This is a genomic window from Pseudomonas sp. LBUM1649 (assembly GCF_059716155.1).
Genome location: NZ_CP166807.1, coordinates 495,544 through 521,581, shown reverse-complemented (window position 1 = coordinate 521,581; position 26,038 = coordinate 495,544). Strand labels below are relative to the sequence as shown.

Genomic DNA, 26,038 nt, shown 5'->3' with positions numbered 1-26,038 from the left:
GCAACCCACATACAAAATGAACAGGGGCGCGATATTAACACAGGGTGGGCACCGGCTTGTGTGACGGCTGCAACGGGATCTTCCGGCAAGGCTTTTTGATCAATTCTTGAGCAAAATTGGTGCATGGACACACTCGTCGGGCGCATTGCACGCCGGCAGAGCATCAGGGTGAGCCAGGCTCACCCTGATGTCGGTATCAGGCGATGTCTTCGGCCGGCGTATCGAGCCCCATCGCATGCAGGCGTGAATAATAGCCATTCTGCGCCAGCAATTGAGTGTGGGTGCCACGCTCGACGATTTCGCCGTGATCCATCACCAGAATCAGGTCGGCCTTTTCGATAGTCGACAACCGGTGAGCGATAACCAGCGTGGTACGACCTTTCATGACTTGATCCAGCGCTGCCTGAATGTGGCGCTCGGACTCGGTATCGAGTGCCGAGGTGGCTTCGTCGAGAATCAGCAACGGAGCATTTTTCAGCAAGGCGCGGGCAATCGCCAGGCGCTGGCGCTGACCGCCGGACAGCAGTACGCCGTTTTCCCCGACCTGGGTATCCAGGCCTTGCGGCATCTGCGCGATGAAGTCCATTGCATAGGCGTCCGCAGCAGCCTTTTCAATGTCGGCGCGAGGTGCGCCAGCCAGATCACCGTAGGCGATATTGTTGGCGATGGTGTCGTTGAACAGGGTCACATGTTGTGTGACTTGCGCTACGTGCCGACGCAGATTGCGCAGGCGATAGTCTTCGATTTCGACATCATCGAGCAGGATCTCGCCGACATCATGATGGTAGAAGCGCGGGATCAGGCTGGCGAGTGTCGATTTGCCGCTGCCAGAGCGACCAACCAGAGCGATCATCTGCCCCGGCGCCGCGGTGAAGCTGATGTTCTTGAGCACCTCACGGTCTGTCCCAGGGTAGGTAAAGCTCAGGTTGCGCACCTCCAGGTAGCCATTGACGCGATCACGCTCAACGGTACCGTGGTCGACTTCCGGCTCAACGTCCAGTTGCTCGAAAATGCTTTCGGCACCGGCGACACCTTTCTGAACGGTCGAACTGACTTCCGACAGCTGCCGGATCGGCTTGGGCAGCAGACCTGCCGCAGTGATATAAGCCACCAGGTCACCGGCGGTTGCATCACCGCGCAGGAACAGCACCAGGAACATCAGCACGGCCATGGCGGTGTAGATCACCAGCTGCAACATCGGGGTATAGACCGCGCCGGTCTTGGTCATGCGCAGTTGCTTGTCGGTATTGCCCTGGCTGGCTTCGGCAAAACGTCGCTCTTCGTAGCTCTCGCCACCGAAGCTGCGCACTACGCGATAACCCTGGATGGTCTCGGACGCCACATGGGTCACGTCGCCCATGGCCACCTGGATCTTCTTGCTCTGCTTGCGAAATTTCTTGCTGGTATTACCCACCATGAGTGCAATCAGCGGCAGGATTGCCAGCATCACGATGGTCAGTTTCCAGTTCATCCACAGCAGGTAGGCAAACAGGAAGACCACGGTAAGGCCTTCGCGGATCACCACCTTGATGGCATCGGTGGCGGCACCGGTAACCATGGTCACGTTGAACGTGATGCGCGAGATCAGATGCCCGGAATTGTGGGTATCGAAATAGCGGTTTGGCAGGACCAGCAATTTATTGAACAACTCGACGCGCAGGTCATGCACCAGCCCCAATGAAACCTTCGCCAGGTAGTAGTTGCCGAGGAAGGAGCCCAGGCCTTGCCACGCTGCGATCAGGATGATCAGCAATGGCACGGCCATCAGCAGCTGCAAGTCCTTCAGATAGGGGACGTTGGGGAAGAGCACCGCTTCAGGATTACTCAGGCCATCGACGAAATACTTGAGAATCCCCGCCAGCATCGGCTGTGTGGAGGCAAAGATCACGAAGCCCACGATACTCAGCAAGAAAAGGCCGAGATAAGGTTTTACATACCCCAACAGCCGAAAATAGATTTTCAGGCTGGAGTCCTGTCCCGCTTTGGGCGGTGCGTCACTCATCGTAGAGCTCACTGGTTAGGAAGAACGCGAAATTTTATCACAAGCGTCGGGATTGGCCCGCGCCCATACCAAAACACTGGCCAGGCCAATGGGCAACCAGCTGATAAACCATTCGGCCCTTGGCGTGCCGTTCAGGCTGGCGGCATCGAATTGCATCGCCAATGTCGAGAACAACCAAATGCCGATGATCCCCTTGGCATAGAGTGTTTCCCGAACCTTCCAGGCCTCGCGCAGCACAGCGATCCATGCCGCAACCCACAATAATAACCCTGGCAGGCCCAGTTCGATGGCCACATGGGTGAACAGGTTGTGGGCGTGGTCAAAATACTGCCCATCGGCGAACACCGTGTAGCTACTGCCAAGGCCCAGGCCACGCCATGGGTGCTCAGCGATCATTTGCAAGCTTGCCATCAGGATCTGCGGGCGATAGGAGGCGCCCCGCGCCAGGACCAGGGATTCGAAAAACCAGAACGCCAGCATGGCGATGATCAGTGCGAGCGCCGCGATGATGCGACTACGCCGGTCACGGCACCAGATCGGCATGGCAAGTATCGTGAGAAACAGCGCCAAGGCAGCGCCGCGGCTCTGGCTGAGCAGAACAAATACACCCAGAAAGCCCAACGCAACAGCACAAACCACCTGCATCACGCCAGTACGCGGTGTCCAGAGCACCAGCCACACCGCTGCCAGCCCGATGACGTAGCCGCCGAGAATCGGATGGGCCAATTCGCCCAGCCCTTCCACACGTGAACTCCAGACGTTGCCATGTATTCCATAAAATTTGACGATCGCCACCAGCGCGGTGACAGCTAGCCCTACGCCCCCCCATTGCATGATGCGGATCACGCGCTCGGGTCGGGCACTGGCGAATACCGGAAAAAACAACAGGAACACCACGATGTACAGCACGCGCTTGGCTGCACGCTCCAGCTCAGGGGCGTTCGACCATGAAAGACTGAGCAGTGACCAAATCACCAGCCCGAGCATCGGCAAATAGATCCAGCGCTGGTCATGGAACAATTCCCGAAGCCGGGCCCGTGCGGGCCAGCAGAGCATAATTGCAGGCAACCAGAGAAACACCACCAAGCCTTGCTGATAGAGCTTGTTGGTAGGCGCAATGGCGATGGCCAACAAAAACCACAAAAGACCTACTGCCATCCATGCTTGCGCCCAACGAGTTTCTTGCATCAAATTGCTCCTGTAAGCGTTCGCCTACCCAACCCGACATGGTTAAAGTTGAATTTTTTCGGCATCATTGCCCGCCAAGGCGCCCCGTTCTTCCAACAAGGCTTTCTACGATGCAATGTTCCCGGCTCCCTCAAGCCGCCCTAAATCAAATGATTGACGGTGCCAAAGTACTGGAGGCCGACAGTTACGGGCCGAAAGTCTACCTGTTGCAAGATGGGAATATCCTCAAACTGTTTCGTCGCAAGCGTATTTTTTCATCCGCCTTGTTTCGGCCTTACTCGAAACGCTTCATCGACAATGCCATCGAACTGCAAAAGCTTGGCGTGCCGACCTTGCAGGTCCTGCAGTATTACCGACTGCAGACGCCCGGCATGACAGCCGTGCTGTACCAGCCACTGCCAGGCGAGACCCTGCGCCAGATCGCCAGCAAGGACGGTTTCAACTGGCCGCAAGCCTTGCCGGAGCTAGCCGGATTGATACGCAGCCTTCATCAATCGGGGATCTACTTCCGATCACTGCATCTGGGCAACATCGTGATCACGCCCGACAACCGCATGGGCCTGATTGATGTGGCTGACATGCGCTTCCTGCGAGCCCCATTGCCTCGCCATTTGATCAAACGCAACCTGCAGCACTTCGCGCGCTATATTGCGCGCGAGAACCTGAACGACACCTTTCCGATGCAAGCATTGGAGCAGGCAGTGCTGCCCTCATGAGAGTAGTGCACGGGCGGTCTGGCTGAAGCTCAGCCAGGCTTGATCCGGCCCTAATGCCTGGAACTGATCAGCGGCGACCGCTTCGGCAGAGACGCTGAACGCTCGCAAGATCGCTTCGCGCCAGGCATTCACGTCATCAACCGGGGCATACCAGCCAGTATCGGCCAACTGTTCGCGAAATACCGGCAACTCACTGCACAGTACCGGAACGCCCGCCATGACCGCCTCCTGCATGATCAGCCCCAGGCCTTCTTCCCGCGAAGGGATCGCGACCCAGTCGAAGGCACGATAAAGACGCGCCGCATCATCGAGATGGCCCGGCAGCAAGACCTGCTCGCGCAGCCCCAACTCATCGATACGCGCTTGCAGCGCGGCACGGGTGCTGCCCTCCCCGACAATGACCAATCTCAGGTCGGCGCGCTCCTGCAATGCCGCTGCAAAAGCATCGAGCAGGCAACTGAAGCCCTTTTCCGAAACCAGGCGCCCCACCGCTCCCAGTACCGGCCCACCGTCCGCAGACAGGCCCAAGCGAGTCAGCGCCTCTTCCCGAGGAAGTAAAGCGCAACGGAAAGCGGCAGGCTCAAAGGCACTGCGCAATGTCACGACCGGTACCTGCAAGTCACGGCTCAGTGAGGTTGCGAGGGTGTTCGACACTGCAGCCAATGCCAGCCGGGAAGACGGGAGCTGTTGGAAGAGCGCTCGATCACCCGCATGCAGTCGCGAAGATCCATGAAAAATGACCACAACGCGGATATGCGGCAATGCCTTGAGTATCGGCAACAGCGTGCGCGCTACCCCCAACCCGTCAAGCAACAGCAGACGCACATCACTGTCCTTAAGGGCGCGGTGAAACCGGGCTCGCATCCAGGGTTTGGTCAATCGCCAGAAATGCCGCCCTTTCAATTGGGCAGAAGACAGCCCCCATTCCCGTATCTCACCAACGTTCACTCCACATTCGGCGGCGCCTCCCTGAAGCAACCAGGTTTTCACTGGAGTCGAGGGCAAGGCCTGAGAAAGTATCTGCTGATGCACCTTGTGGATGGAGGCAAACGGAGCACCACCGGCCCACATCACGTTGAGAATACTCATAGGGCAAGCAGCCAATACAAAAGGTTATGGGGATAAGCTGCGGTGTAGCTACTTGATGGTCCAGCCAATGCAGACTCCCACCAACAAAAACAAAACGAACTTGACCTGTTCGCGCCGACTGCGACGCGCCTTGCGCCGTCGCTCGACAGGCGTTTGCACGTGCAGGCCAAACCCGGTGTGCATGACTGCGTCTGCTTCAAGCGTCAGGGCAGTCAGATTCAACTGTGCGTATCGCTGTGACAGCGCTTTCTCGCCACCGTGCCCGGAAAATGGCGCGCACAATCGATATTCCTTGACCCGGCGCAGGCCCGGATTCAGCGAGAACCCCTGCCACTCCGGCTTGTCGGAAATCAATGGATGGCAAGCCACTCCACCGACGACCTCACGCGGCCCCAGATGAATGTAGGGGCTGTGAACCCGCAGGTCATGAGTATAGCTACGCAGCCACACTTGCAGGATTTCCGGGCGGGATTGGAGAACGGTCATGGAGTCTTCCACAAACCCTGGGCGATAGAATTCCCAGTCATCCTCGCAATGGAAGATGTAGCTCGTGCTGACGTGTTCGTACGCCAGATCGATCGACGCCAGCTGACCCAGCTTGGGTCGATTGACGAACACCGTACAGTGATCCTTCCAGTTGGCCGGAATGACCGCGTGAACCCCTTCGTCACCGGCATCTTCGGTGATGAACACTTCACGGATGGGTGCCGTATTGAATCGATCGAAGCTCTCGAGCGTAGTCTTGAGCAGATCCAGGCGACCACAGCTTGTCACCACTAGCGTGATGTCACTTTGGCTGGAAAAATGCACGGTTGTCTCAATAGAGTAAAAGTGGTCAGCAATATCAATGGCCGGCCAACGCTTGTCAAATACCCAAATTGAGTCGAATTCTTTCCAACAGGCTTAATGGCGCGCGAGCACGCAGTGCAGGCTCAAGCTCTTCGACGATACGTTGGCCGATGCGTGAAAAGCTGAACTGGCTGACCGCCAGTTCGCGACCGTTGCGAGCGATACGCTGTGCCAGTTGCGGGTCGCTGCGCAATCTGGCCAGCTTTTCCCGAAGCTGTGCAATGTCCTGATACAACACCACGTTGTGCATATCCTGCAAACCCAGTGCCTGGCTTTCCGTCGCGCCCTGATCATAGGCCAGCAAGACACAGCCACAGGCCATGGCCTCGAAATTCTTGATCATGAACTCGCCCATGCCGACGTCGGCACTGACGAAAAAGCGAATACGGTTGAGCGTATCGCGGTACTCCTCGCCGGATTTGGTGCGAGTTACAACCAGGGGTTCGACGCCCGCCAGCTCATCGAGCAGGGCCTTGCGACCGCTGTAGGCAACGCTGTTGGTACTGCCGACGAACGCCAGCTCGATATCTCGCTCGCGCCCTTGATCCGCAAGCTGCGTCTGGTCGTAGCCCTTGGGAACGAACACCGCATCGAAACCCTCCGCACGCAGGCGTTCGGTGACAACGAAACCGGAACTGATGACCCGCGCCCACGGCAGGCGACGGTAGTGCGCGCTGAACTTGCCGGTGTACTTGCAAGGAATGTAGTTCTGGTAGGCATCGTGTTCGAGGATGACCAGATTGGGAATCGTGCGGATAAATCCGACCTGGCGGATCTCCTGCTTGAAACGCAGGAAAAACACGATCCGGTCGTACCGGGACACATCGACTTCACGCCGGAAATAACTGCGCAGGTTGCGCTGTTCCTTGCTGCTCAACCACCGCAAGTCGCACTCGCAATGAGCGGCTACCCCGTCGTACAGACGGTCCAGAATGGCCCGCTGATCTTTCTGCACCAGAAATAAAACTTTCATCGTCTTCCTTGCCACAACAGGCAAATGGAGCAACACCTGAAACCGAACCTGCCCTCGGACAGCCGAACTTCAGGCCCATGACACCTTACAAACGCCAAAACAGTTCCTGGCGCCGCACAGCCTTGCGAAAAAATTCATTTTCGCCGTAATGCGAACCGGCCCGCCCCGCCAGCAACCGCTGCAACCCACGCCGCAAGCGACGCTTGAATGGAGCCGGTGGTTGCAGGTCGTGCATCATTGCCAATGCCATGGCCTTGTCACGCTGCTGATCCAGGGAAAGCTGCAGGCAGTAGGGATGCATCTGCTGGCCAAGATCGAACAGAGGAGGAAGGGCAATACCGGCTCCGGTGTCACCCATGGGCCAGCGATCGTTGTCATGCAGGTGATTGGCATACCCCAACAGCGTCGGCTGCCAATCAAGACCTTTGAGCGCTTCGAGCACCGCGGCCTGCGCACAGATATGATCGGGATGGGGGTCAAGGGTCGGGTGCGGCAACACGATCACTTCAGGCCGGGCTCGCTGCAGCAGGGCTTGCAGATCCGCCAGCAGGTTGTTCCAGGTTGGCGCGCCATCGACATCGCCCGGCAGGCCAAACGGGTTCAACTGGCGAAACAACCGGGTGTCGTGCAAATCCGCTTCCCGAGAGCCTACCGGCTTGGCGGGCGATGCCTGCATGGTCGCCAGTTGCAAGCAGAAATAGCCCAACTGCACGCAATGGGCTTGCGGTACGCCCGCCCAGCGCGGCACGGCAATGCTGTCCCAGGCGCGCAAACGGCCTTTCAGGCGCGCCGCCTCGACCTTGTTCATGCCGATGCGCTGATAATGTTCGGCTTCGATTTCACCGGCGGTGAGCGTCACGATCCAGGCCTCGTCTGCCTGGCTGTACAGACCGTAAGCCGCCAGCTCGGCATCATCGGCATGCGGGGCGATAACCATCACCCGTTGACGGCGAAAGTCCGGATGCTCGAATGCCCACAACACAGGCTCGCCCTGTAGCCGGCAGAATCGCCCGCGCAGACGCAACTCGCCGCGCGACAGCACCTGGGCCTGGCCACTGAGGTTGAGGTAACGCAGGCCGTTCACACCCCGCTCGAAGGTCTGCCGGTCAGGGTTGTCGCCACCCGCCAGCTCGACCACAGGATCGAAGAAGCGTCCCAGCCACGTGCTTTTTACCTTCAAGGCCAGAACCAGCGTCGCGTCGTCGACCAGCATGACACCCTCATCCAGGCGCAAGTGCTCCCCGCTCAGGTGCACTTTGGGCTGCGGGGTGTAGGGTGCAAAGGTGTACTGATAGTCGTCTTTGGGCGAATAGAACAGGTGATCGGCAAACCAGGCTTCGTGGGCCACCCAGCCCACCAGCGCAAGCACCAGCGGCAACCACCAAACCACCAGGATGCCGGACAGGATCAACAGCACCAGCGCGATCAGCAGACCGATGCGTTTGTTGCGCCGATGGCGCTTGAGCAATTGCTGTTTGCGGGTCATGGGTTGACTCATACGGTGTAGACCGGCACAGGGTTGCACCAGCGATCCTTGTATTCCCGGTCGGCGCGGCCAAAGGAAAAGCGCAGGGGCTTGTCCAGTGCCCTGGCGTGTTCCCAGGCGCTTTGGGTGTTGAGGAAACTCAGCACGCTACCGGGGCTGAACTCGCGGGTTTCGGGATCGACTCCGCCATTGATGTATTCGACGCTGATCCACTGCGGCGTCTCGACGCGGTACACCAGTTGAATGGCAATGGGGGCATCATTGAGGAAAATCACCGAACCGATCAGAAACTCGCGCAACAACTCGATGACGTCGGCCATGCGTTCGGCACCGGTCGCCGGAAAACCCCAGCGACGCAGGAACAAATCGCAATAGATTGCCCCCAGCTCCTGGCTGGAAAACTCGGAAACCGGTCGTACCACGCCACCCGCTTCTTCCAGCAACCTGAGTTCGCGGCGCTGGTTGTAGCGAAATTTCTTCGACAACTCTTCAGGCGTGCGGGCCATGGCAAGCTGTTCGGCCTGCAGCCTGATGCCGGTGAAACGGCTTTCGTTGAGCGCCGACAAGTAGCGCCCACGATGGCGCAAAGGTGCCTGGGCATCGGCGGCAGCCGGCAGGATGATCTCGGCATTGCCAAGGTCGAACAAGCCCTTCTTGCCGTTACGCTTGAGCACGTCCTTGGACAAGGCGAGGTCGCGCCCCCAGGTCGGGATCGCGGCCTTGATTTCGCCGTCTTGCTCCCAGGCCAGGTATCGCACGGGAATGCCGGCCAGCCGCGCCAGGCGCTCGACTACCAGCGGGTGAGTGGCGACGCTGCCGCCAAAACGCTGCCAGGTCTCGGCATAGGTCGGGGCATCGGATAGCGACCAGCCGCGTTCGCGCCAGCCTTGAAATCGGTTGAGCATCAGCCCCTCTGTGCCAGTTCGGTAACGTGCGGCAAGTGCCAGAAAGCATCGCGCACCGCGCGGTCGGAAAAGCGTTCACGCAGGCGCTCCAGCATCAGCTCGGCGCACTGGCGACGTTGCTGCTCGTCCATTGCGGCCAGATGCTGCAGGCCTTGAGCCAGGTGCTCGGCATCGCCCAGGGGGAACAGGATGCCCACGCCTTCGACCACTTCCTTCGCTCCGCCACAGGCCGTTGCCAGCAACGGTACGCCCGCCGCCATGGCTTCGAGCAGCACCATGCCGAATGGTTCATGATCGGAACTCAGGGCAAACACATCGAAAGCGCTGAAATACCGCCGGGCCTCAGGGACCTGACCAAGGAACAGCACCCGGTTGCCAATTCCCAGCTCGCGAGCCTGGGCCTTGAGATCCTGCTCCAGACGACCGCTACCGAGAATCACTAGCTGGCTGTTGGCCGGCAAACCGGGCAGCGCCGCGGCAAAACCGTCCAGCAACGTGGCCTGATCCTTGTCCGGATGCAGGCGACCGACGTTGCCGACAATCCAGGCATCCGCGGACAGGCCGAGGGTCTCCCGCGCCTCACGGACCGACACTTGGCTAGCCTGCAAAGCCGGTACATCGATCCGGTTATACAGTGTCTGGATCCTTGCCGCCGGCCACTTCGGCAGGCATTGGCGCATGTCATCGCGCACGGCATCGGACACCCCGAGCAGGCTCAGGCGCTTGCGGAAAATATGCGCGAAGAGCTTGCGTGTGCCGCGCTTGTAATCGTCAAACGCATGGTGCACGCCAATCACCGGCAACGAGGTGCCGAGCAAGGCGATGTAGATCGGCTTGAAGCGATGGGCGATGCAGAAACTGAAATTGCGCGAAGCGGCGATCTTGCGCAGATCGCCGATGGCGCCCAGCTTCAGGCCACGAATGGCCTTGGAGCTGTACTCCATAAACAACACTTCATCAGAGGCGCAACCTGCGGCCACCTCAGCGTCGGCGACCCCGGTCAGAAACACCGTGGTCACCCGATAACCGGTCCCCGCGAACAGGCTGGCGTACTGCCGGGCGCAGTCCAGGAACGGCCCGTCATAGCCGTGACAGAACTGCAGCACATGGCGTTCAGCCGAGCGTGTCATAGGTGTCCGCGCCCTCTTTGACCACCAGGATGTCTTCCATGATCAGATACTGTAGATCGGAACCGAAGAACATGTTCAAGGCGTCCGTCGGCGAGCAGATCATCGGTTCGCCACGACGGTTGAGCGAGGTGTTCAGCGACACTCCGTTACCAGTCAGCACTTCCAGCGCCTTCATCATGTCGTAGTAGCGCGGGTTGTATTCACGCTTGAGCACCTGGGCACGGGAAGTGCCGTCTTCGTGGACCACTTCCGGCACGCGGGTTTTCCACTCTTCAGCCACTTCGAAGGTGAAGGTCATGAACGGCGCCGGGTGATCGATCTTGATCATCTGTGGCGCAACGGTGTCGAGCATCGACGGGCAGAAAGGCCTCCAACGCTCGCGGAACTTGATCTGGTGGTTGATGCGGTCGGCCACGCCCGTCGCGCTTGGGCAACCGATGATCGAACGACCACCCAAGGCACGCGGGCCGAACTCCATACGCCCCTGGAACCAGGCCACCGGGTTGCCGTCGACCATGATCTTGGCAATGTTTTCCGGCATGTTCGCCAGCTTGCGCCACACCGGCTTGCTTGGGTGCCGGGCACAAGCCGCGAGCACGTCTTCGTTGCTGTACGACGGACCGAGGTAGACATGCTCCATCTTCTCGACTGGCACACCACGGGCGTGAGACACATAAGCCGCCGCGCCCACTGCGGTGCCGGCATCGCCGGATGCAGGCTGCACGAACAATTCCTTGACGTCGTCACGGGCGATGATTTTCTGGTTCAGCTTGACGTTCAACGCACAGCCACCGGCGTAGGCCAGTTTGCCGGTTTCCTTGAGCACGTCGCCCAGGTAGTGGTCGATCATCTGCAGCGCAATTTTTTCGAACAGCGCTTGGATGCTCGCTGCGTAGTGGATGTACGGCTCGTCGGCGATGTCGCCTTCGCGCTTAGGACCCAGCCACTCGATCAGCTTCGGCGAGAAGTAGTAACCCTTGCCCTTCTCTTTGTAGCGACGCAGGCCGATGACGTTGGCGTAGTCGGTGTTGATCACCAGCTCGCCGTTCTCGAACGAGGCCAGGCGCGAGAAATCGTATTTGCTGGCGTCGCCGTACGGCGCCATGCCCATGACCTTGAACTCACCGTCGAGCATATCGAAACCGAGGAACTCGGTGATCGCGCCGTACAGGCCGCCCAGGGAGTCGGGATCAAAGAATTCCTTGATCTTGTGGATCTTGCCGTTTTCACCATAACCGAAGAAGGTCGTGGCGTATTCGCCCTTGCCGTCGATCCCGAGGATCGCGGTTTTCTCCTTGAAACCGGAGCAGTGGTAGGCACTGGAGGCGTGGGCCAGGTGGTGCTCGACCGGCTCGATCTTGATCTTCTTCGGATCGAAGCCCAGTTGCTCGAGGCACCAGACGATCTTGTTGCGATAGCGCTTGTAGCGACGGTTGCCCATCAGGATCGCGTCCAGTGCACGGTCCGGGGCGTACCAGTAACGCTTGGCGTACTGCCAGCGTGCCTTGCCGAACAGGCTGATCGGCGCGAATGGAATCGCTACCACGTCAACGTCGGAAGGCTTGATGCCGGCCTGTTCCAGGCAGAACTTCGCCGATTCGTAGGGCATGCGGTTCTTTGCATGTTTATCGCGTACGAAGCGCTCTTCTTCGGCCGCCGCGACCAGCTTGCCGTCGATGTACAAGGCTGCGGAAGGATCATGGCTTAGGGCGCCGGACAGGCCAAGAATCGTCAATGCCACAGGGGTCTAGCCTCTTTAGTCTGCGTGCAGGCGCAATGCGCCTCAAAAATTAATGTGCCCTCGCAACGGGCGAGAGACAGCTAAAGGGCGGGATTATAGCTTAAAAGCAGCTTCAAGCCTCTAGCGGCAAGCTGCAAGCGACAGCGGTGTTGACCTTGCCGTTGGTTATCCGCGCGCAGGCCGCCAGTAGATGCGGATATTGCCATCCGTGCCCTGCCGGTAAATCGTATAGGGCAAGGCGATGGTATCCAGCGCACCAGACAACGCCAGGTCCAGCAAAATGACTGGAACGAAGATACCCGTTGGATCGGGGGGCGCATTCAATACGCAAAAATCGTAGGCCAGGCCGCTGTAAATCCGTGGGATGGACTGACAATAGGTTTTTTGCCGTCGAAGCCCCTGGGCTGCGTCGGCATCGTCCTGCAAGACCGTTGCGACGGTCCCGCACCCTGTCAAAGCCAGCGAGATGACACCTGATACGACTACCGTTTTGATCGTCAAAGCTTGCCCTCCGTAAGCGTCAGGCAAACTAGCATCGCGGTCATTCAGGCCACAGTTCATGGCTTCTCAAAATCGTGTAGGACCGTTCACAAGAACTTGTCCGCTAATCGCGGGCGACTGTTCCGGCCTCTTCGCGAGCAGGCTCGCTCCCACAGGAGTTCTTGGCCGCACACAAAATATGTGCGCGACGTAGAACCAGTGTGGGAGCGAGCCTGCTCGCGAAGGGATTCAGACAGCGCTGGAGATATCTTTCGGTAGACGCAGATCGATGACCTGATAGAGAGCACTACTCTCGGGCCAGTTACGCATGAACCGCGCCCGATCCCGCGCATACGCCGGTGCGAAACTGGCGAGCGAACCGTGCTGGCACATCGAATCCAGATCGATCAGCGCCCAGCGGTCCTGCTGCCAGAACAGGTTGTGGCCCTTGAGGTCGCCGTGGCTGATGCGCTCACCAATCAATTCGGCGAACAGGTCATCCAGCGCCCGCAACTCGGCTTCAGGAGCATCGCCGCTATCAATGTACGGCGCGAAACGCTCGATGATGTCCGGCCCCGGCAGATGCTCGGTGATCAGATAGGCACGGCTGCGCAGCCAGAGAAAACGTTTCTCCAGCACCGCCAGGGGCTTGGGCGTGGCGATGCCGAGAAATGCCAGGCGGTTGCCTTCGCGCCAGGAGTGCCAGGCACGGCTCGGGCGCCAGAAGCGCTTGAGCCAGTGGGCAAAACCCTTGATGTTGTAGCGCTTGATCACCAGCGCACGACCGTCCACCTCGACCTTGCCGACGCTCGCCGCGCCGCCGGTCTTGTAGAGATGCCCCTGATCCAGCAATGCGTCAGCTTGAGCCAATACCGGAAGCATCGCCGCTTCTTCCTCGCGACGGATCGCCCGCAGGCCGAACGCACCGCGCTGGACGCTGAACAGCGTGCATTCGCGACCGACCTTGATCAGGAAGTCCTTGAGGCGCCAGTTGCGAACCTTGTCGACCTGCTTCTGCAGCGCCTCCATGGGCAGGGCATGCTCGCCGTTGCTCAGTAGGTAGTACACCAGCAATTCTTCGGTAAACGGTTCCAGCGACTTGGGCAACTGGGCGAAAAACACCCCGAGGTTTTCCAGGACCTTCTGGCGCGAGAGTGGCTGGCCCGCCGTTTCGCTGCAGATCCCGGCGCCATCGATCAAATACAGTCGATTGCCCTGGCGCAACAGGTTGTCCAGGTGCAGGTCTTCCTGCCACAAACCTTTGCGATGCATTTGACCGATTGCGCCCAAGGCTTGCGCCAGCACGGCTGAATGCTCATCGGCCAGCACCGGCAAGCCTTCCACCTGCTGCCAGGCATCACCCAGGCTGTGGGCGCCTTCAAGGAATTCAAACAGCAGCCAGCCACCCTCGCCGTCCTTCAGACCGTCAGCCAACAGCAGCGGCGTCGTCAGGCCTTGGGCGGCGAGCAATCGCACGCCATCCAGCTCGCGCTGGAAATGCCGCGCGGCCTTGCTGCCAACCAGCAACTTGGCCAGCACTGGCCGGCCGCGCCAGACACCCGCACCGACATATCGCTGTCCGGGCAAGACCCGCAACAGAGTCAGCAACTGCAACTGCGCCGGCCCGGCAGCATCGGCCAGTGAAAGACTTAATGGCAGGTTCGGGTGACGGCCAGCGTTTCTCAGTTCGGACAACCGCATCAGCGCGTCTCCTTATGGCTGCGCCGCTCGGTCAAGCGCGTCAGCCAGCTATCGATCAGCGTGCTGCCCTGTGGCTGATCCAGATAGGCGGCCAGCAAAATGCGCAGCTGCGCCTCGTTCCATTCCGGCGCCCGACGCAACAGCGGCTCCAGATCCTTGACCCGATCCCGCTGACCGAACAGTAGCGGCCGGGTCTTTTCCAGATCGATCAGTTGCGCCTGGTAGCCGTCACCGGTGGCGCACAGGAAAATATGCTTGGGGTAAAAACAGCCATGTACCTGACGCTTGCCGTGCAGGCGCTGCGCCAGTTTTCCGCAGGCTTGAAGTATCGCGATATGTTGCGCCTCGCCGAGGTCCGACCAACGCTGCAGCAGCGAGTCCAGGTCATCCCAGCCGTCCAGGGCGCGAGTCAGGAGAATCGCCCGGACTTCGCCGTCGACCTTGCGCTCACCGAAGAACACCGCTTTCAGCGCCGGAATGCCGAGTTTTTCATAGTGGCTGATGTTACGAAACTCCCGGGCAAAACTCGGCTCGCCAAAGGGCGCGTGCAAGGTGTGCATCTGGTAGTTGCTCTGACGCTTGAGGTAGAACCCCTGACCCTCCAGATCCAGTCGAAACACGCTGCTCCAGCCACCACGCAGGGTGTTGGGTTCGTCCACGGCATCGAGCTGCCGGGCCCAGAGCGCATCGAAAGTGCCGAGGCCGTGACGCTCAAGCAGCGCACGGTCTTCAGCGGCCAGAAAATCAGTCATTCGCGTCCCTCGAAAAATCTCACCACGTGCCGGATGCGCTTTTTATCGGCGGCATTGAGCCGGCTGCATTGGCGGTATTGCAGGTAAAAGCGCAGGCGCTGGGTGGCCGACAGTTGATACTTGGCGACCTTGTCCAGGCAGGCCAGGTCCTTGGTGATTCGGTATTTGAGCCAGAAACCGCTCCAGAAGTCACCGTTGGGGCAGTCGATCAGGAACAGTCGGGCCTGATCGTCGACCAGCAGGTTGCGCCACTTCAAATCGTTATGGGTAAAGTGATGCTCGTGCATCGTGCGGGTGTAACTGGCCAGTTGTCGGCTGACGGTATCAACCCAGGCGCGGTCCGCCAGTTTCGCATCGTGCCGCTCGGCCAGTGCAGACAAATCTTCTGTACGTGGCAATTCGCGAGTGATCATCGCCCCACGATCATAGGCCGCACCCCGACGCTCCAGCCCCCAGGCCACTACCTCGGCGGTGGGAATGCCCCACTTGGCGAAGCGCTTGAGGTTCTGCCACTCCATTTTCACCCGTGGCTTTCCCAGGTAGCGGCGCAAGCCTTTGCCAGCCCCCACGTAGCGCTTGACGTAATAGTTGACGCCATTGCGCTGGACGCGAATGACCTCCGACAGCGGATCGCAGGTCAGGCGCTCGCCTTGCAGCGCAAACACGGTATCCAGGCTGCCGAAGTCTTCTGCCAGATCGCTGTAAGCGGGCTCCAGTCTCCAACCCGCCATCAGAGCGCGTCTCCGTATCGCTGTTTACGCTGGTAAAGCTTGTTGGCCTTGCCTTCGAGCCAACTCAAAAGCCCGGCTTCTTCGCTCAAGATCTGTCGCAGCGGCCGCTGGAAATAGCCTTTGAGGAAACGCAGCTTGTCGCGCCGGGTCAGGCCGATATCCAGGGCGGAGAAATACAGCGCCGCCAGATCCTTGTTACGCCAGCGTGCGGTGATCGTCGGGCGGGTGTGGGCGCGATGCAGGTCGATCACCGAGAGTTTGAAATCGTCCGCGGTCACCGGCTTGTCGGTGTGCAGCAGGAAGTGGCAGATGTAACAGTCTCGATGGTTGACCCCGGCACGGTGCATCATGCCGGTCATGCGCGCCACTTCGGCGATCAATGCACGCTTGAGTTTTGGTTCGGGCGGCTGCTTGATCCAGTTGATGCTGTAATCTTCGAGACTGACCGTCGGCGCCAGTTCTTCGGTGACGATGAACGAATGCTGGTCCGCCGGATTGCCGCCCTTCTCGCCATAAGCGACGGCGGTCATGGTCGGCACGCCGACTTCCTGCAGGCGTTGTATGGCCTTCCACTCCTGGCCGGCCCCCAGGACCGGCAGCTTGGCGGTGAGCAGATTCTTGAAGATTTCGCCCCAGCCGATGCCACGGTGGATCTTCACGAAAAACCCGTTGCCGTTCACCTCGGTACGCAAGGTTCGGCGAGCTTCGAGCTCACGGTACACTTCACCCTGCAAGCCCTCCACTTCGGCGAACGGGTCGCGTCCGGCCCAGAGGCTTTTGAACGGTTCAGCCAGCATCAACTTCATTTATGCGTGCTCCGCCAGAATCACATCGGCCGCGTGCTGCGGCATGCTGTAGAGGTCGGCCGTCTCGGCGAAGGCCACACCATTGCGGCTCCAGGCCGCCCTTGCTTGAGCGTCGCTCAACATACCAGTCAGGTATTGCGTCAGCTGGGCTTGATCGAATGGCTCGTCCAGCACCAGGCCAGCATCGGCCTCGGCGATGTAATGGGCGTACCCGCATACCGCGCTCACCAGCACCGGCAACCCGGCCACCAGCGCTTCGAGCAGCACGGTGCCGGTGTTTTCGTTATAGGCCGGGTGGATCAACAGATCGGCACCCAACAGGAAACGCGGAATATCGCTGCGGCCCTTGAGGAACGTCACGTTGTCGCCGAGCCCCAGTGTGGCGCTCTGCATCTGGAATAACTTGGGGTCGTCCTGGCCAATTACAAACAGCCGGGTGCGCTTCTTCAGATCAGCGGGCAATGCCGCCAAGGCCTTGAGACTGCGATCCACGCCTTTGGTCTTGAACCCGGAGCCGATCTGCACCAGCAGCAAGTCATCGTCCTTCAGATTGAACTCGGCGCGGAATCCGGCGCGAATCTCGTCCGCATCCGCCGGGCGGCGACGGTCCTGGGCGATGCCCGGAGGCAGCAGGTGGAAGCGCTCCAGTGGTGTGTCGTAGTGCTTGATGAACAGCGGTTGCTGGACCTCGGAAATCATCAGCACTTCAGTCTTGGCGTCCCTGGCGAATACCGCGCGCTCGTACTCGGCGAAATGGCGGTAGCGACCCCAGCGCCGGTACAGCGAATTGCGCAGGTTCTGCGCCTTGTCTTCGAAACAGCCGTCAGCGGCGTAGTAGACATCCAGGCCCGGCATCTTGTTGAAGCCGATCAAGCGGTCCACCGGACGCTTGGCCAGGTCGGCTTCCATCCACTCGCTGAGCTTTTCGTTGCGCCGGTGGTTGAAGAATGCCTTGACCGGTGCCACCAGCACTTCAAAACCTGGCGGCACCTCGCCTTCCCAGATCAGCGTGTAGACGCGGATCTGGTGGCCGCGCTTCTGGCACTCCAGGGCGATGCGCATGAAATCGCGCTGCAGGCCACCAAACGGAAAGTATTTGTACAGGACAAATGCCAATTGCATCAGCGCAGCTCCTCAGCCAGTAATAACGTGCTCAGTCGGCTCGCGACACGCTCGGGATTCAGACGCGTGAAGCACAATGGCCACTCGCGTTTCAGGTCAAACCGATTGGCATCTTCGGCCGTCGGTTGATAAGTGCATTTCTTTTGCAGGCACGGCGCGCAGGGAAAATCGCTGGCCATGTGAATCTGCGACTTGCCGTAGGCCCCGGTCAGGCCCGGATTAGTCGGGCCGAACAGCGATAGCGTCGGCACATCAAGGGCCGCGGCCAGATGACCGAGGCCGGTGTCCACCGCCACGCAGGCTTGCGCGCCAGCCAGCACCTTGCCGACCCCGGCCAGATTTAGCTTGGGCAATACCTCGGCGTGTTTGAAGCCGGCAGCGAGGCGCTCGGCGCGGGCCTTCTCCGCCGCGTTGCCCCACGGCAGTTTCACGCCCACCCCGAGATAACCGACGCGTTCGGTCAGCTCACGCCAGTAGGCTTCAGGCCAATGCTTGGTGTCCCAGGTGGTGCCATGCAGGAATACCACATACGGATTCTTGCGCGGCAGTTCCACCAGGCGCTCGACGCTCAGGCCGTAGTCGCCCAGGCCCTTGGGCAAGTCATAACCCAGAGCGATGGCGAACAACTGACGCACCCGCTCTACCGCATGCTGGCCGCGGGCAACCGCCAGGCGCCGGCTATAGAAACGCGCGGCGACAGGTTCGCGCGCCGAACTTTTGTCGAGTCCGGCCACAGGGGCTTTCACATACCGGGTCAGCAAAGCGCTTTTCAGCAGGCCCTGGGCATCGATGACCAGATCGTATTGGGTGGCGCGAACGCTTTGCTTGAAGCGCTTCCACTCGCCACTCTTGATGGTCTGCCAGATGTTCTTGCGCCAGCGACGGATCGCCACCGGAATCACCTTGCCCACCGCCGGGTGCCAGGTCGGAATTTCGGCGAAGCCTTCTTCCACCACCCAGTCGAACGTGATGCCGGGGATGGCCCGCGAGGCGTCGGTCAGCGCCGGCAGCGCATGAATCACGTCGCCCAGCGATGAAGTCTTGATCAGCAGTACCCGCAAACTATTTGACCTCGACCACAGTGCCCTGCAAACGCTGCAAGGCTTCGTTCACCGCCTGCGGCATCAGCTGACGCAGGCAGTTGTAATGGCCGAAACGGCACGTGCGGTCGAAGCATGGGCTGCATTCGATGCCCAGGCGCACGATCTCGACATGTTCGGCCAGCGGTGGCGTGAAGCCCGGTGACGTCGAGCCGTAGACTGCCACCAGCGGGCGGTTCAGCGCGGCGGCAACGTGCATCAGGCCAGAGTCGTTGGACACCACCGAATCGGCGCAGGACATCAAATCGATGGCCTCGGCCAACGAGGTGCCGCCACTGAGGTTCACCGACTCTTCACGCAAGCCGGGAATCAGCCGCGAACGGATGTCTTCACCCACGGCGTGATCGTTTTTCGAACCGAACAGCCAGACTTGCCAGCCCTCGCGAATCTTCGCTTCGGCCACCTTGGCATAATGCTCGGACGGCCAGCGCTTGGACTCGCCAAACTCGGCACCGGGGCACAAGGCCAACACCGGGCGGTCGAGGGCCAGACCAAACTTGGCCAATGCTGCCTCGCGAGTCACCGGGTCGATCTGCAGGCTCGGGCGCGGGTAAGGCTTCGGCAGTTCAACGCCCGGCTCGTAGGCCAGGGCCATGAAGCGCTCGATCATCAACGGGTAACGTTCTTTATCCAGCGTGCGCACGTCGTTGAGCAGGCCGTAGCGGAACTCGCCACGCCAGCCGGTGCGCTTGGGGATGCCGGCAAAGAACGGCACCAGTGCCGACTTCAGGGAATTGGGCAACAGGATCGCCTGGTCGTACTGTCCGGCCAGGGATTTGCCGATACGCCGACGCGTCGCCAGTTCCAGTGCGCCGTGGCCGAGCGGGAAGCTCAAGGCCTGGCGAACTTCGGGCATGCGCTCAAGAATCGGCCGGCTCCACTCGGGGGCCAGCACGTCGATTTCGCATTGCGGGTGGCGTTGCTTGAGACACTGAAACAGTGTCTGCGCCATCACCATGTCACCGACCCAACTGGGCCCAACGATCAGAATTTTCATGTGGTTTCCATAAACGAACCGGGGAGGCTTATGCCTCCCCGCCTCGAGAATCACTGTGGGAGCACCTTGTTCGCGATGGGATCGTCACCTTCAACATAATCGTCGACTGTCACTCCGCTATCGCGGGCAAGCCCGCTCCCACATGGTCTATTCGTACTGCCTACATCTACATAACACCGCAAATCTACTGTGGGAGCGAGCCTGCTCGCGATGAACCTGAGAACACCGCGGGGTATCAGACTAGCCGAGTTATCGTTAACGACCATCGTCGGAACGCCGCCCGGAGCATACTCGCTCCTACAGCCCCAACTCACGCCAGATCCGCATGACCTGTCGCCGTTCGTCCGCGAACTGGTCGCCCGGTATCACCCCGGCATCCTTCTGCAAGGCCTGCCGGTGGGCGGCGGAGCGGTAGGCTTTATAAGCTTCACGCAACAGGCTGGCGTCCTCGACAGGCATCAGCCCGGCCTTCTCCAGCTCTTCCAGAATGCGGATGTTGTCCGTCCAGCGCAGCAATGGCGGGTGCGTTTCGGACCACGCCAGGGCCGCGTATTGCACCATAAATTCAATATCGACGATACCTCCGGCGTCCTGCTTGAGGTCGAAGGGCGCCGTGGCTTCGAAGGCGTTTGCCCCGGTGCCGGCCGCGGTGCTCTTGCTGCCCAGGTTATCGCGCATCTTGGCGCGCATCTCGCTGACTTCCTGGCGCAGGGTCGGCAGGTCGCGCGCCTTGCCCAGGATCGCCGCACGAACCTGCTCGAACGCCCGACCGACATCCTCGCTGCCGACCAACACCCGCGCCCTGACCAGCGCCTGATGCTCCCAGGTCCAGGCTTCATTCTCCTGATAGCGGGCAAATGCCCCCAGCGAACTCACCAGCAGCCCGGATGCACCGGACGGGCGTAGGCGCATGTCGACTTCATAGAGCTGACCGGAGTTGGTCTGCGCCGTCAGCAAGTGAATGATCCGCTGCCCCAGCCGGGTGAAAAACTGCGCGCCGTCGATCGACTTCGGCCCGTCGGTTTCTGCCTGTGGATCGCCATCATGGATGAACACCAGATCCAGATCCGAACCATGCCCCAATTCCAGGCCACCGACTTTCCCATAACCGACAATGATGAAGCCGGGATCGCACAAGGTGCCGTCGGTGCGCAGCGGCGTGCCGTACTTGGCGACCGTTTGCCGCCAGGCCAGGGCCAGCACTTGCTCCAGAATCGCTTCGGCAAGCCAGGTCAGGTAATCGCTGACTTTCATCAGCGGCAGGCTGCCGGCGATTTCCGAAGCGGCGACCCGCAAGCGGTGCGCCAGCTTGAAATGACGCAAGGCTTCCATTTGCTGCTCGAGGTCGTCCTCGGGAATCCGGGTCAGGCGCTCGCGCAACTCGGCGGCCAGCTCCGGTGCCAACGGCGGCTTGAACAGCCGGCCTTCGTTGAGCAACTCATCGAGCAGCAGCGGAAAGCGGGTGATCTGTTCGGCGATCCACGGGCTCGCCGCGCACAAGGTCAGCAAGCGTCGCAGTGCGCCGGGGTTTTCGGCCAGCAGAACCAGATACGCAGAACGGCGGGCCACCGCTTCCACCAGTGGCAGCACCCGTTCCAGCACCAGATCCGGGCTGGCGTGCTCCACGGCCTGGGCCAGCAAGCGCGGAATAAAGGCATCGAGGCGCTCACGCCCCAGGCGCTGCATGGCGCGCAACTGTGGGCTGCCGCGCAGGCTGGCCAAGGCTTTCAGGGCTTTGGTGGCATCGGCGAAACCGCCTTCTTGCAACTGTCTGCAGGCGGCTTCTTCATCCTGTGCCTCTTCCCACAGCGGCAGCCATTCACCACCGACCACCACTTCGCTTTCGGCGCCCTGCTCCTCGTCAGGATCGGCGATCACCTGAGCGAAGTGCCAGGCCACACGGCCGCGCCAGTACATCAGGCGCTCATGAAACGCCGGCCAATCGGCGAAGCCCAGCATGAAGGCAATGCGCGCCTGATCCTGTGCGCCGTCCGGCAGCATTTGCGTCTGGCGATCGGCAATCGCCTGGATCGCATGTTCGGTGTAGCGCAGGAATTCGTAGCCTTCGCGCAGTTCATTGATCACCGCTGGCGGCAGGTAACCTTGACCTTCCAGCGTACTCAGCACTTTTAATAATGGACGCTGTTGCAGACTCAAGTCGCGACCACCGTGAATCAGTTGGAAAGCCTGGGCGATAAACTCCACCTCACGGATACCGCCGGAGCCGAGCTTGATGTTGTCGGCCATGCCCTTGCGCCGCACTTCCTGCTGGATCAGTTGCTTCATGGTGCGCAGCGCTTCGATGGCCGAAAAGTCCAGATAGCGTCGGTAAACGAACGGTCGCAGCATCTCTTGCAGTTGCGCCCCAGCCACTTGATCGCCGGCCACCACTCGCGACTTGATCATCGCGTAGCGCTCCCAGTCGCGACCCTGGTCCTGGTAGTACTGCTCCAGCGCGTTGAAACTCAACACCAGCGCACCCGACGAACCATAAGGGCGCAGGCGCATGTCGACGCGAAACACGAAACCGTCGACGGTCATCGGGTCCAGGGCCTTGATCAGGCGCTGGCCGAGACGAATGAAAAATTCCTGGTTATCCAGCGAGCGTTTCACGCCGACGGTTTCGCCACCCTCGGGGTAGGCGAAAATCAGGTCGATGTCCGACGACAGATTGAGTTCCATAGCACCCAGTTTGCCCATGCCGAGGACAACCATCTGCTGCGGCTCGCCGCTGCGCCGGCCGGTCGGCACGCCAAACTGCTGGCAATGCCGCGCGTACAACCATTGATAGGCCTGATCGATGCTGGCATCGGCCATGTCCGAAAGGTCGCGGCAAGTCTGGACCAGATCGGCCTGGCGGGTCAGGTCACGCCAGATGATTCGCACCTGGTGGCGCGCCCGTTGACGGCGCAATGCCCGGCCGAGTTGTTCATCGGTCTCGGCGGCGCTCACGGCGGCGGCAATCTGCGCGCACATCTCACCAGGGGCGAAGCTTCGGTCGAGTTCGCCGGACTGCACCAGCGCCAACAACAGCAGTGGATCACGCACACTTTGTTCAATGACGAAGTCGCTGGCCGCGGTGACGCGAGCAAATTGCGCCCAGCGTTCAGGGGTCCAGGTGGACAGCCCGTGGTCATCGTCCAACGCGGTGACGGCGGCGCGGAACGACTGCTCGGCGCGGGTGACAAACGGCAAGAGAATGGCGGGCAGGTCGGCAAGCGGAGGCAGGCTCATGGTCTATCCTTGATCGGCGTGTAACGGGCTGCATGTAGTGAATCTCGCAAACCCACTACCTGAAGGAGTGTCGAACAAAAGTTAGAAATAGCTGAAAATTCTTTCTTATTGGCAGCCAACATCAAGCTTTCACCTTTTTCGGTTGATAAAAGACCAACCTTAACGATTATTCTCACAACGCAGCCGGGGGCCACAAGCCGCTCATCTGTAGTTTTACTACTCGTATATACATTAGCAAGGCTGAAATGCCGGATGATTTGTAGTAAAACTACACGCCGCCGGAACAACCTATCGGCAATCCAAGAATTCATAACGTCTGCCCACAAGGCCAGTCGCTAACTCAGGCAACCGATTCTGGTAGCCTTTCCGCCCTGGAGCAAGCCATGCAAGACCTCGATCCCGTCGAAACCCAGGAATGGCTGGACGCCCTGGAATCGGTTCTCGACAAAGAAGGCGAAGACCGTGCTCACTATCTGATGACCCGTATGGGCGAACTCGCAACCCGCAGCGGTTCGCAGTTGCCTTACGCCATCACCACGCCTTACCGCAACACCATCCCGGTTACCCACGAAGCACGCATGCCTGGCGACCTGTTCATGGAACGCCGCATTCGCTCGCTGGTACGCTGGAACGCGATGGCCATGGTAATGCGTACGAACCTGAAAGATTCTGACCTCGGCGGTCACATCTCCAGCTTCGCTTCCAGCGCGACCCTGTATGACATCGGCTTCAACTACTTCTTCCAGGCCCCGACCGACGAACACGGCGGCGACCTGATCTACTTCCAGGGCCACACCTCGCCAGGCGTCTACGCCCGTGCATTCATGGAAGGCCGCATCACCGAAGACCAGATGAACAACTTCCGCCAGGAAGTCGACGGCCAGGGCTTGTCGTCCTATCCGCACCCTTGGCTGATGCCTGATTTCTGGCAGTTCCCGACTGTATCCATGGGTCTGGGTCCGATCCAGGCAATCTACCAGGCACGCTTCATGAAGTACCTGGAAGCCCGCGGTTTCATTCCGGAAGGCAAGCAGAAAGTCTGGTGCTTCCTGGGCGACGGCGAGTGCGACGAGCCGGAATCCCTGGGCGCGATCTCGCTGGCTGGCCGCGAAAAGCTCGACAACCTGATCTTCGTCATCAACTGCAACCTGCAGCGCCTCGACGGCCCGGTTCGCGGCAACGGCAAGATCATCCAGGAACTCGAAGGCGTGTTCCGCGGTGCTCAGTGGAACGTGACCAAAGTCATCTGGGGCCGTTTCTGGGACCCACTGTTGGCCAAGGACGTCGACGGCATCCTGCAACGTCGCATGGACGAAGTCATCGACGGCGAGTACCAGAACTACAAAGCCAAAGACGGCGCGTTCGTACGTGAACATTTCTTCAACTCGCCAGAACTCAAGGCGATGGTTGCCGATCTGTCCGACGACGAAATCTGGAAACTCAACCGTGGCGGCCACGACCCGTACAAGGTCTACGCGGCGTACCACGAAGCGGTCAACCACAAAGAACAACCCACCGTCATCCTGGCCAAGACCATCAAGGGTTATGGCACTGGTGCCGGCGAAGCGAAGAACACTGCGCACAACACCAAGAAAGTCGATGTCGACAGCCTGAAGTTGTTCCGCGATCGCTTCGACATCCCGGTCAAGGACGAAGAACTGGAAAACCTGCCGTTCTTCAAGCCGGAGCCAAACAGCGCCGAAGCCCGCTACCTGAGCGAGCGCCGCACTGCACTGGGCGGTTTCGTACCACAGCGTCGCGCCAAGAGCTTCGACATCCCGACACCGCCACTCGATACCCTCAAGGCTATCCTGGACGGCTCGGGCGACCGTGAAATCTCCACCACCATGGCCTTCGTGCGGATCCTCGCGCAGCTGGTCAAGGACAAGGAAATCGGCTCGCGCATCGTGCCGATCATCCCGGACGAAGCCCGTACCTTCGGTATGGAAGGCATGTTCCGTCAGTTGGGCATCTACTCGTCCGTCGGCCAGCTCTACGAGCCAGTCGATAAAGACCAGGTGATGTTCTACAAGGAAGACAAGAAGGGCCAGATCCTCGAAGAAGGCATCAACGAAGCGGGCGCCATGAGCTCCTTCATCGCTGCCGGTACTTCGTACTCCAGCCACAACCAGCCAATGCTGCCGTTCTACATCTTCTACTCGATGTTCGGCTTCCAGCGTATCGGCGACCTCGCCTGGGCCGCCGGCGACAGCCGTACCCGTGGCTTCCTGATCGGCGGCACCGCCGGCCGTACCACCCTGAACGGTGAAGGCCTGCAACACGAAGACGGTCACAGCCACCTGCTGGCTGCGACCATCCCGAACTGCCGCACCTACGATCCAACCTACGGCTACGAGCTGGCGGTGATCATCCAGGACGGCATGAAGAAGATGACCGAAGAGCAACAGGACGTCTTCTACTACATCACCGTGATGAACGAGTCCTACCAGCAGCCAGCCATGCCGGCCGGTGCCGAAGAAGGCATCAAGAAAGGCATGTACCTGCTCGAGGAAGACACCCGCGAAGCGGCGCACCACGTTCAGCTGATGGGCTCCGGCACCATCCTGCGTGAAGTCCGTGAAGCAGCGAAGATCCTGCGTGAACAGTTCAACGTCGGCGCCGACGTGTGGAGCGTTACCAGCTTCAACGAACTGCGTCGCGATGGTCTGGCCGTCGAGCGCACCAACCGTCTGCACCCTGGCCAGAAGCCTAAGCTGAGCTATGTGGAAGAGTGCCTGAACGGCCGTCAAGGTCCGGTCATTGCCTCTACCGACTACATGAAACTGTTCGCCGAGCAGATCCGTCAGTGGGTACCGTCCAAGGAATTCAAAGTCCTGGGCACCGACGGTTTCGGCCGCAGCGACAGCCGCAAGAAACTGCGTCATTTCTTCGAAGTCGACCGTCATTTCGTGGTGTTGGCAGCCCTGGAAGCACTGGCTGACCGTGGTGACATCGAACCTAAGGTTGTGGCTGAAGCCATTGCCAAGTTCGGTATCAACCCGGAAAAACTCAACCCACTGGACTGCTGAGGAGAGA

Annotated in this window: 21 protein-coding genes; 2 read left to right on the top strand and 19 right to left on the bottom strand. The window is 60.1% G+C overall.

Annotated features, from left to right (window positions below; translation table 11 throughout):
* Window positions 1-196 precede the first annotated feature (196 nt).
* Complete coding sequence (gene msbA / locus ACA058_RS02290; protein ID WP_497637660.1) at window positions 197-2,002, bottom strand: lipid A export permease/ATP-binding protein MsbA; 1,806 nt, start codon at window positions 2,000-2,002, stop codon at window positions 197-199.
* Window positions 2,003-2,017: 15 nt separating this feature from the next.
* Window positions 2,018-3,190 (bottom strand): O-antigen ligase family protein, encoded by a 1,173-nt coding sequence (locus ACA058_RS02285; RefSeq protein ID WP_497637659.1) that lies wholly within the window; start codon window positions 3,188-3,190, stop codon window positions 2,018-2,020.
* Between the two features lie 110 nt (window positions 3,191-3,300).
* Between ACA058_RS02285 and ACA058_RS02280 the strand changes: the two genes are divergently transcribed.
* Window positions 3,301-3,906: a BUD32 family EKC/KEOPS complex subunit gene (locus ACA058_RS02280; RefSeq protein WP_497639850.1), complete on the top strand. Its 606-nt coding sequence runs from the start codon at window positions 3,301-3,303 to the stop codon at window positions 3,904-3,906.
* On the opposite strand, the gene ACA058_RS02275 is transcribed toward ACA058_RS02280, so the two are convergent.
* From ACA058_RS02275 to ACA058_RS02195, 17 genes are all read right to left on the bottom strand, one after another.
* The gene (locus ACA058_RS02275) at window positions 3,901-4,995 is read right to left on the bottom strand and encodes a glycosyltransferase (protein ID WP_497637658.1); all 1,095 of its coding nucleotides are present in this window, start codon (window positions 4,993-4,995) and stop codon (window positions 3,901-3,903) included. The genes ACA058_RS02280 and ACA058_RS02275 overlap by 6 nt on opposite strands.
* A gap of 48 nt (window positions 4,996-5,043) precedes the next feature.
* Window positions 5,044-5,805 carry a glycosyltransferase family 2 protein gene (locus ACA058_RS02270; RefSeq protein ID WP_497637657.1) on the bottom strand — a complete coding sequence of 254 codons (762 nt, stop codon included), beginning with the start codon at window positions 5,803-5,805 and terminating at the stop codon, window positions 5,044-5,046.
* 55 nt (window positions 5,806-5,860) lie between these two features.
* Complete coding sequence (locus tag ACA058_RS02265) at window positions 5,861-6,817, bottom strand: glycosyltransferase (protein ID WP_497637656.1); 957 nt, start codon at window positions 6,815-6,817, stop codon at window positions 5,861-5,863.
* 85 nt (window positions 6,818-6,902) lie between these two features.
* Window positions 6,903-8,303 carry a PIG-L deacetylase family protein gene (locus ACA058_RS02260; RefSeq protein ID WP_497637655.1) on the bottom strand — a complete coding sequence of 467 codons (1,401 nt, stop codon included), beginning with the start codon at window positions 8,301-8,303 and terminating at the stop codon, window positions 6,903-6,905.
* A gap of 8 nt (window positions 8,304-8,311) precedes the next feature.
* The gene (locus ACA058_RS02255; RefSeq protein WP_497637654.1) at window positions 8,312-9,208 is read right to left on the bottom strand and encodes an antimicrobial resistance protein Mig-14; all 897 of its coding nucleotides are present in this window, start codon (window positions 9,206-9,208) and stop codon (window positions 8,312-8,314) included.
* Window positions 9,208-10,338, bottom strand: a complete 1,131-nt coding sequence (locus ACA058_RS02250) for a glycosyltransferase (RefSeq protein WP_272604392.1) — start codon at window positions 10,336-10,338, stop codon at window positions 9,208-9,210. Before ACA058_RS02250 ends, ACA058_RS02255 begins: the two co-directional genes overlap by 1 nt.
* On the bottom strand, window positions 10,322-12,079 hold the full coding sequence (locus ACA058_RS02245) for a carbamoyltransferase family protein (RefSeq protein ID WP_497637653.1): 1,758 nt from the start codon (window positions 12,077-12,079) through the stop codon (window positions 10,322-10,324). Before ACA058_RS02245 ends, ACA058_RS02250 begins: the two co-directional genes overlap by 17 nt.
* 165 nt (window positions 12,080-12,244) lie before the next feature.
* The gene (locus ACA058_RS02240) at window positions 12,245-12,580 is read right to left on the bottom strand and encodes a YceK/YidQ family lipoprotein (RefSeq protein WP_497637652.1); all 336 of its coding nucleotides are present in this window, start codon (window positions 12,578-12,580) and stop codon (window positions 12,245-12,247) included.
* A gap of 228 nt (window positions 12,581-12,808) precedes the next feature.
* Entirely contained in the window at window positions 12,809-14,260 is a 1,452-nt protein-coding gene (locus ACA058_RS02235) for a lipopolysaccharide kinase InaA family protein (protein ID WP_497637651.1), read from the bottom strand.
* Window positions 14,260-15,012, bottom strand: coding sequence for a lipopolysaccharide kinase InaA family protein (locus ACA058_RS02230; protein WP_497637650.1), 753 nt, complete (start codon window positions 15,010-15,012; stop codon window positions 14,260-14,262). Before ACA058_RS02230 ends, ACA058_RS02235 begins: the two co-directional genes overlap by 1 nt.
* Window positions 15,009-15,743 (bottom strand): lipopolysaccharide kinase InaA family protein, encoded by a 735-nt coding sequence (locus ACA058_RS02225; RefSeq protein WP_497637649.1) that lies wholly within the window; start codon window positions 15,741-15,743, stop codon window positions 15,009-15,011. The genes ACA058_RS02230 and ACA058_RS02225 overlap by 4 nt, the downstream gene beginning before the upstream one ends.
* A complete protein-coding gene (rfaP, locus tag ACA058_RS02220) occupies window positions 15,743-16,549 on the bottom strand; it encodes a lipopolysaccharide core heptose(I) kinase RfaP (RefSeq protein ID WP_497637648.1) in 807 nt (268 codons plus the stop codon). Before rfaP ends, ACA058_RS02225 begins: the two co-directional genes overlap by 1 nt.
* Window positions 16,550-17,671, bottom strand: a complete 1,122-nt coding sequence (locus ACA058_RS02215) for a glycosyltransferase family 4 protein (protein ID WP_497637647.1) — start codon at window positions 17,669-17,671, stop codon at window positions 16,550-16,552.
* On the bottom strand, window positions 17,671-18,732 hold the full coding sequence (gene waaC, locus ACA058_RS02210) for a lipopolysaccharide heptosyltransferase I (protein WP_497637646.1): 1,062 nt from the start codon (window positions 18,730-18,732) through the stop codon (window positions 17,671-17,673). The genes ACA058_RS02215 and waaC overlap by 1 nt, the downstream gene beginning before the upstream one ends.
* A 1-nt stretch (window position 18,733) precedes the next feature.
* Window positions 18,734-19,768, bottom strand: coding sequence for a lipopolysaccharide heptosyltransferase II (gene waaF, locus ACA058_RS02205; protein WP_497637645.1), 1,035 nt, complete (start codon window positions 19,766-19,768; stop codon window positions 18,734-18,736).
* A 297-nt stretch (window positions 19,769-20,065) separates the two neighbouring features.
* Entirely contained in the window at window positions 20,066-23,002 is a 2,937-nt protein-coding gene (gene glnE / locus ACA058_RS02200) for a bifunctional [glutamate--ammonia ligase]-adenylyl-L-tyrosine phosphorylase/[glutamate--ammonia-ligase] adenylyltransferase (protein WP_497637644.1), read from the bottom strand.
* On the bottom strand, window positions 22,999-23,313 hold the full coding sequence (locus tag ACA058_RS02195; protein WP_497637643.1) for a hypothetical protein: 315 nt from the start codon (window positions 23,311-23,313) through the stop codon (window positions 22,999-23,001). Before ACA058_RS02195 ends, glnE begins: the two co-directional genes overlap by 4 nt.
* A gap of 72 nt (window positions 23,314-23,385) precedes the next feature.
* Here ACA058_RS02195 and aceE point away from each other — a divergent pair, with 72 nt between their 5' ends.
* Window positions 23,386-26,031: a pyruvate dehydrogenase (acetyl-transferring), homodimeric type gene (aceE, locus tag ACA058_RS02190; protein ID WP_497637642.1), complete on the top strand. Its 2,646-nt coding sequence runs from the start codon at window positions 23,386-23,388 to the stop codon at window positions 26,029-26,031.
* Window positions 26,032-26,038 lie beyond the last annotated feature (7 nt).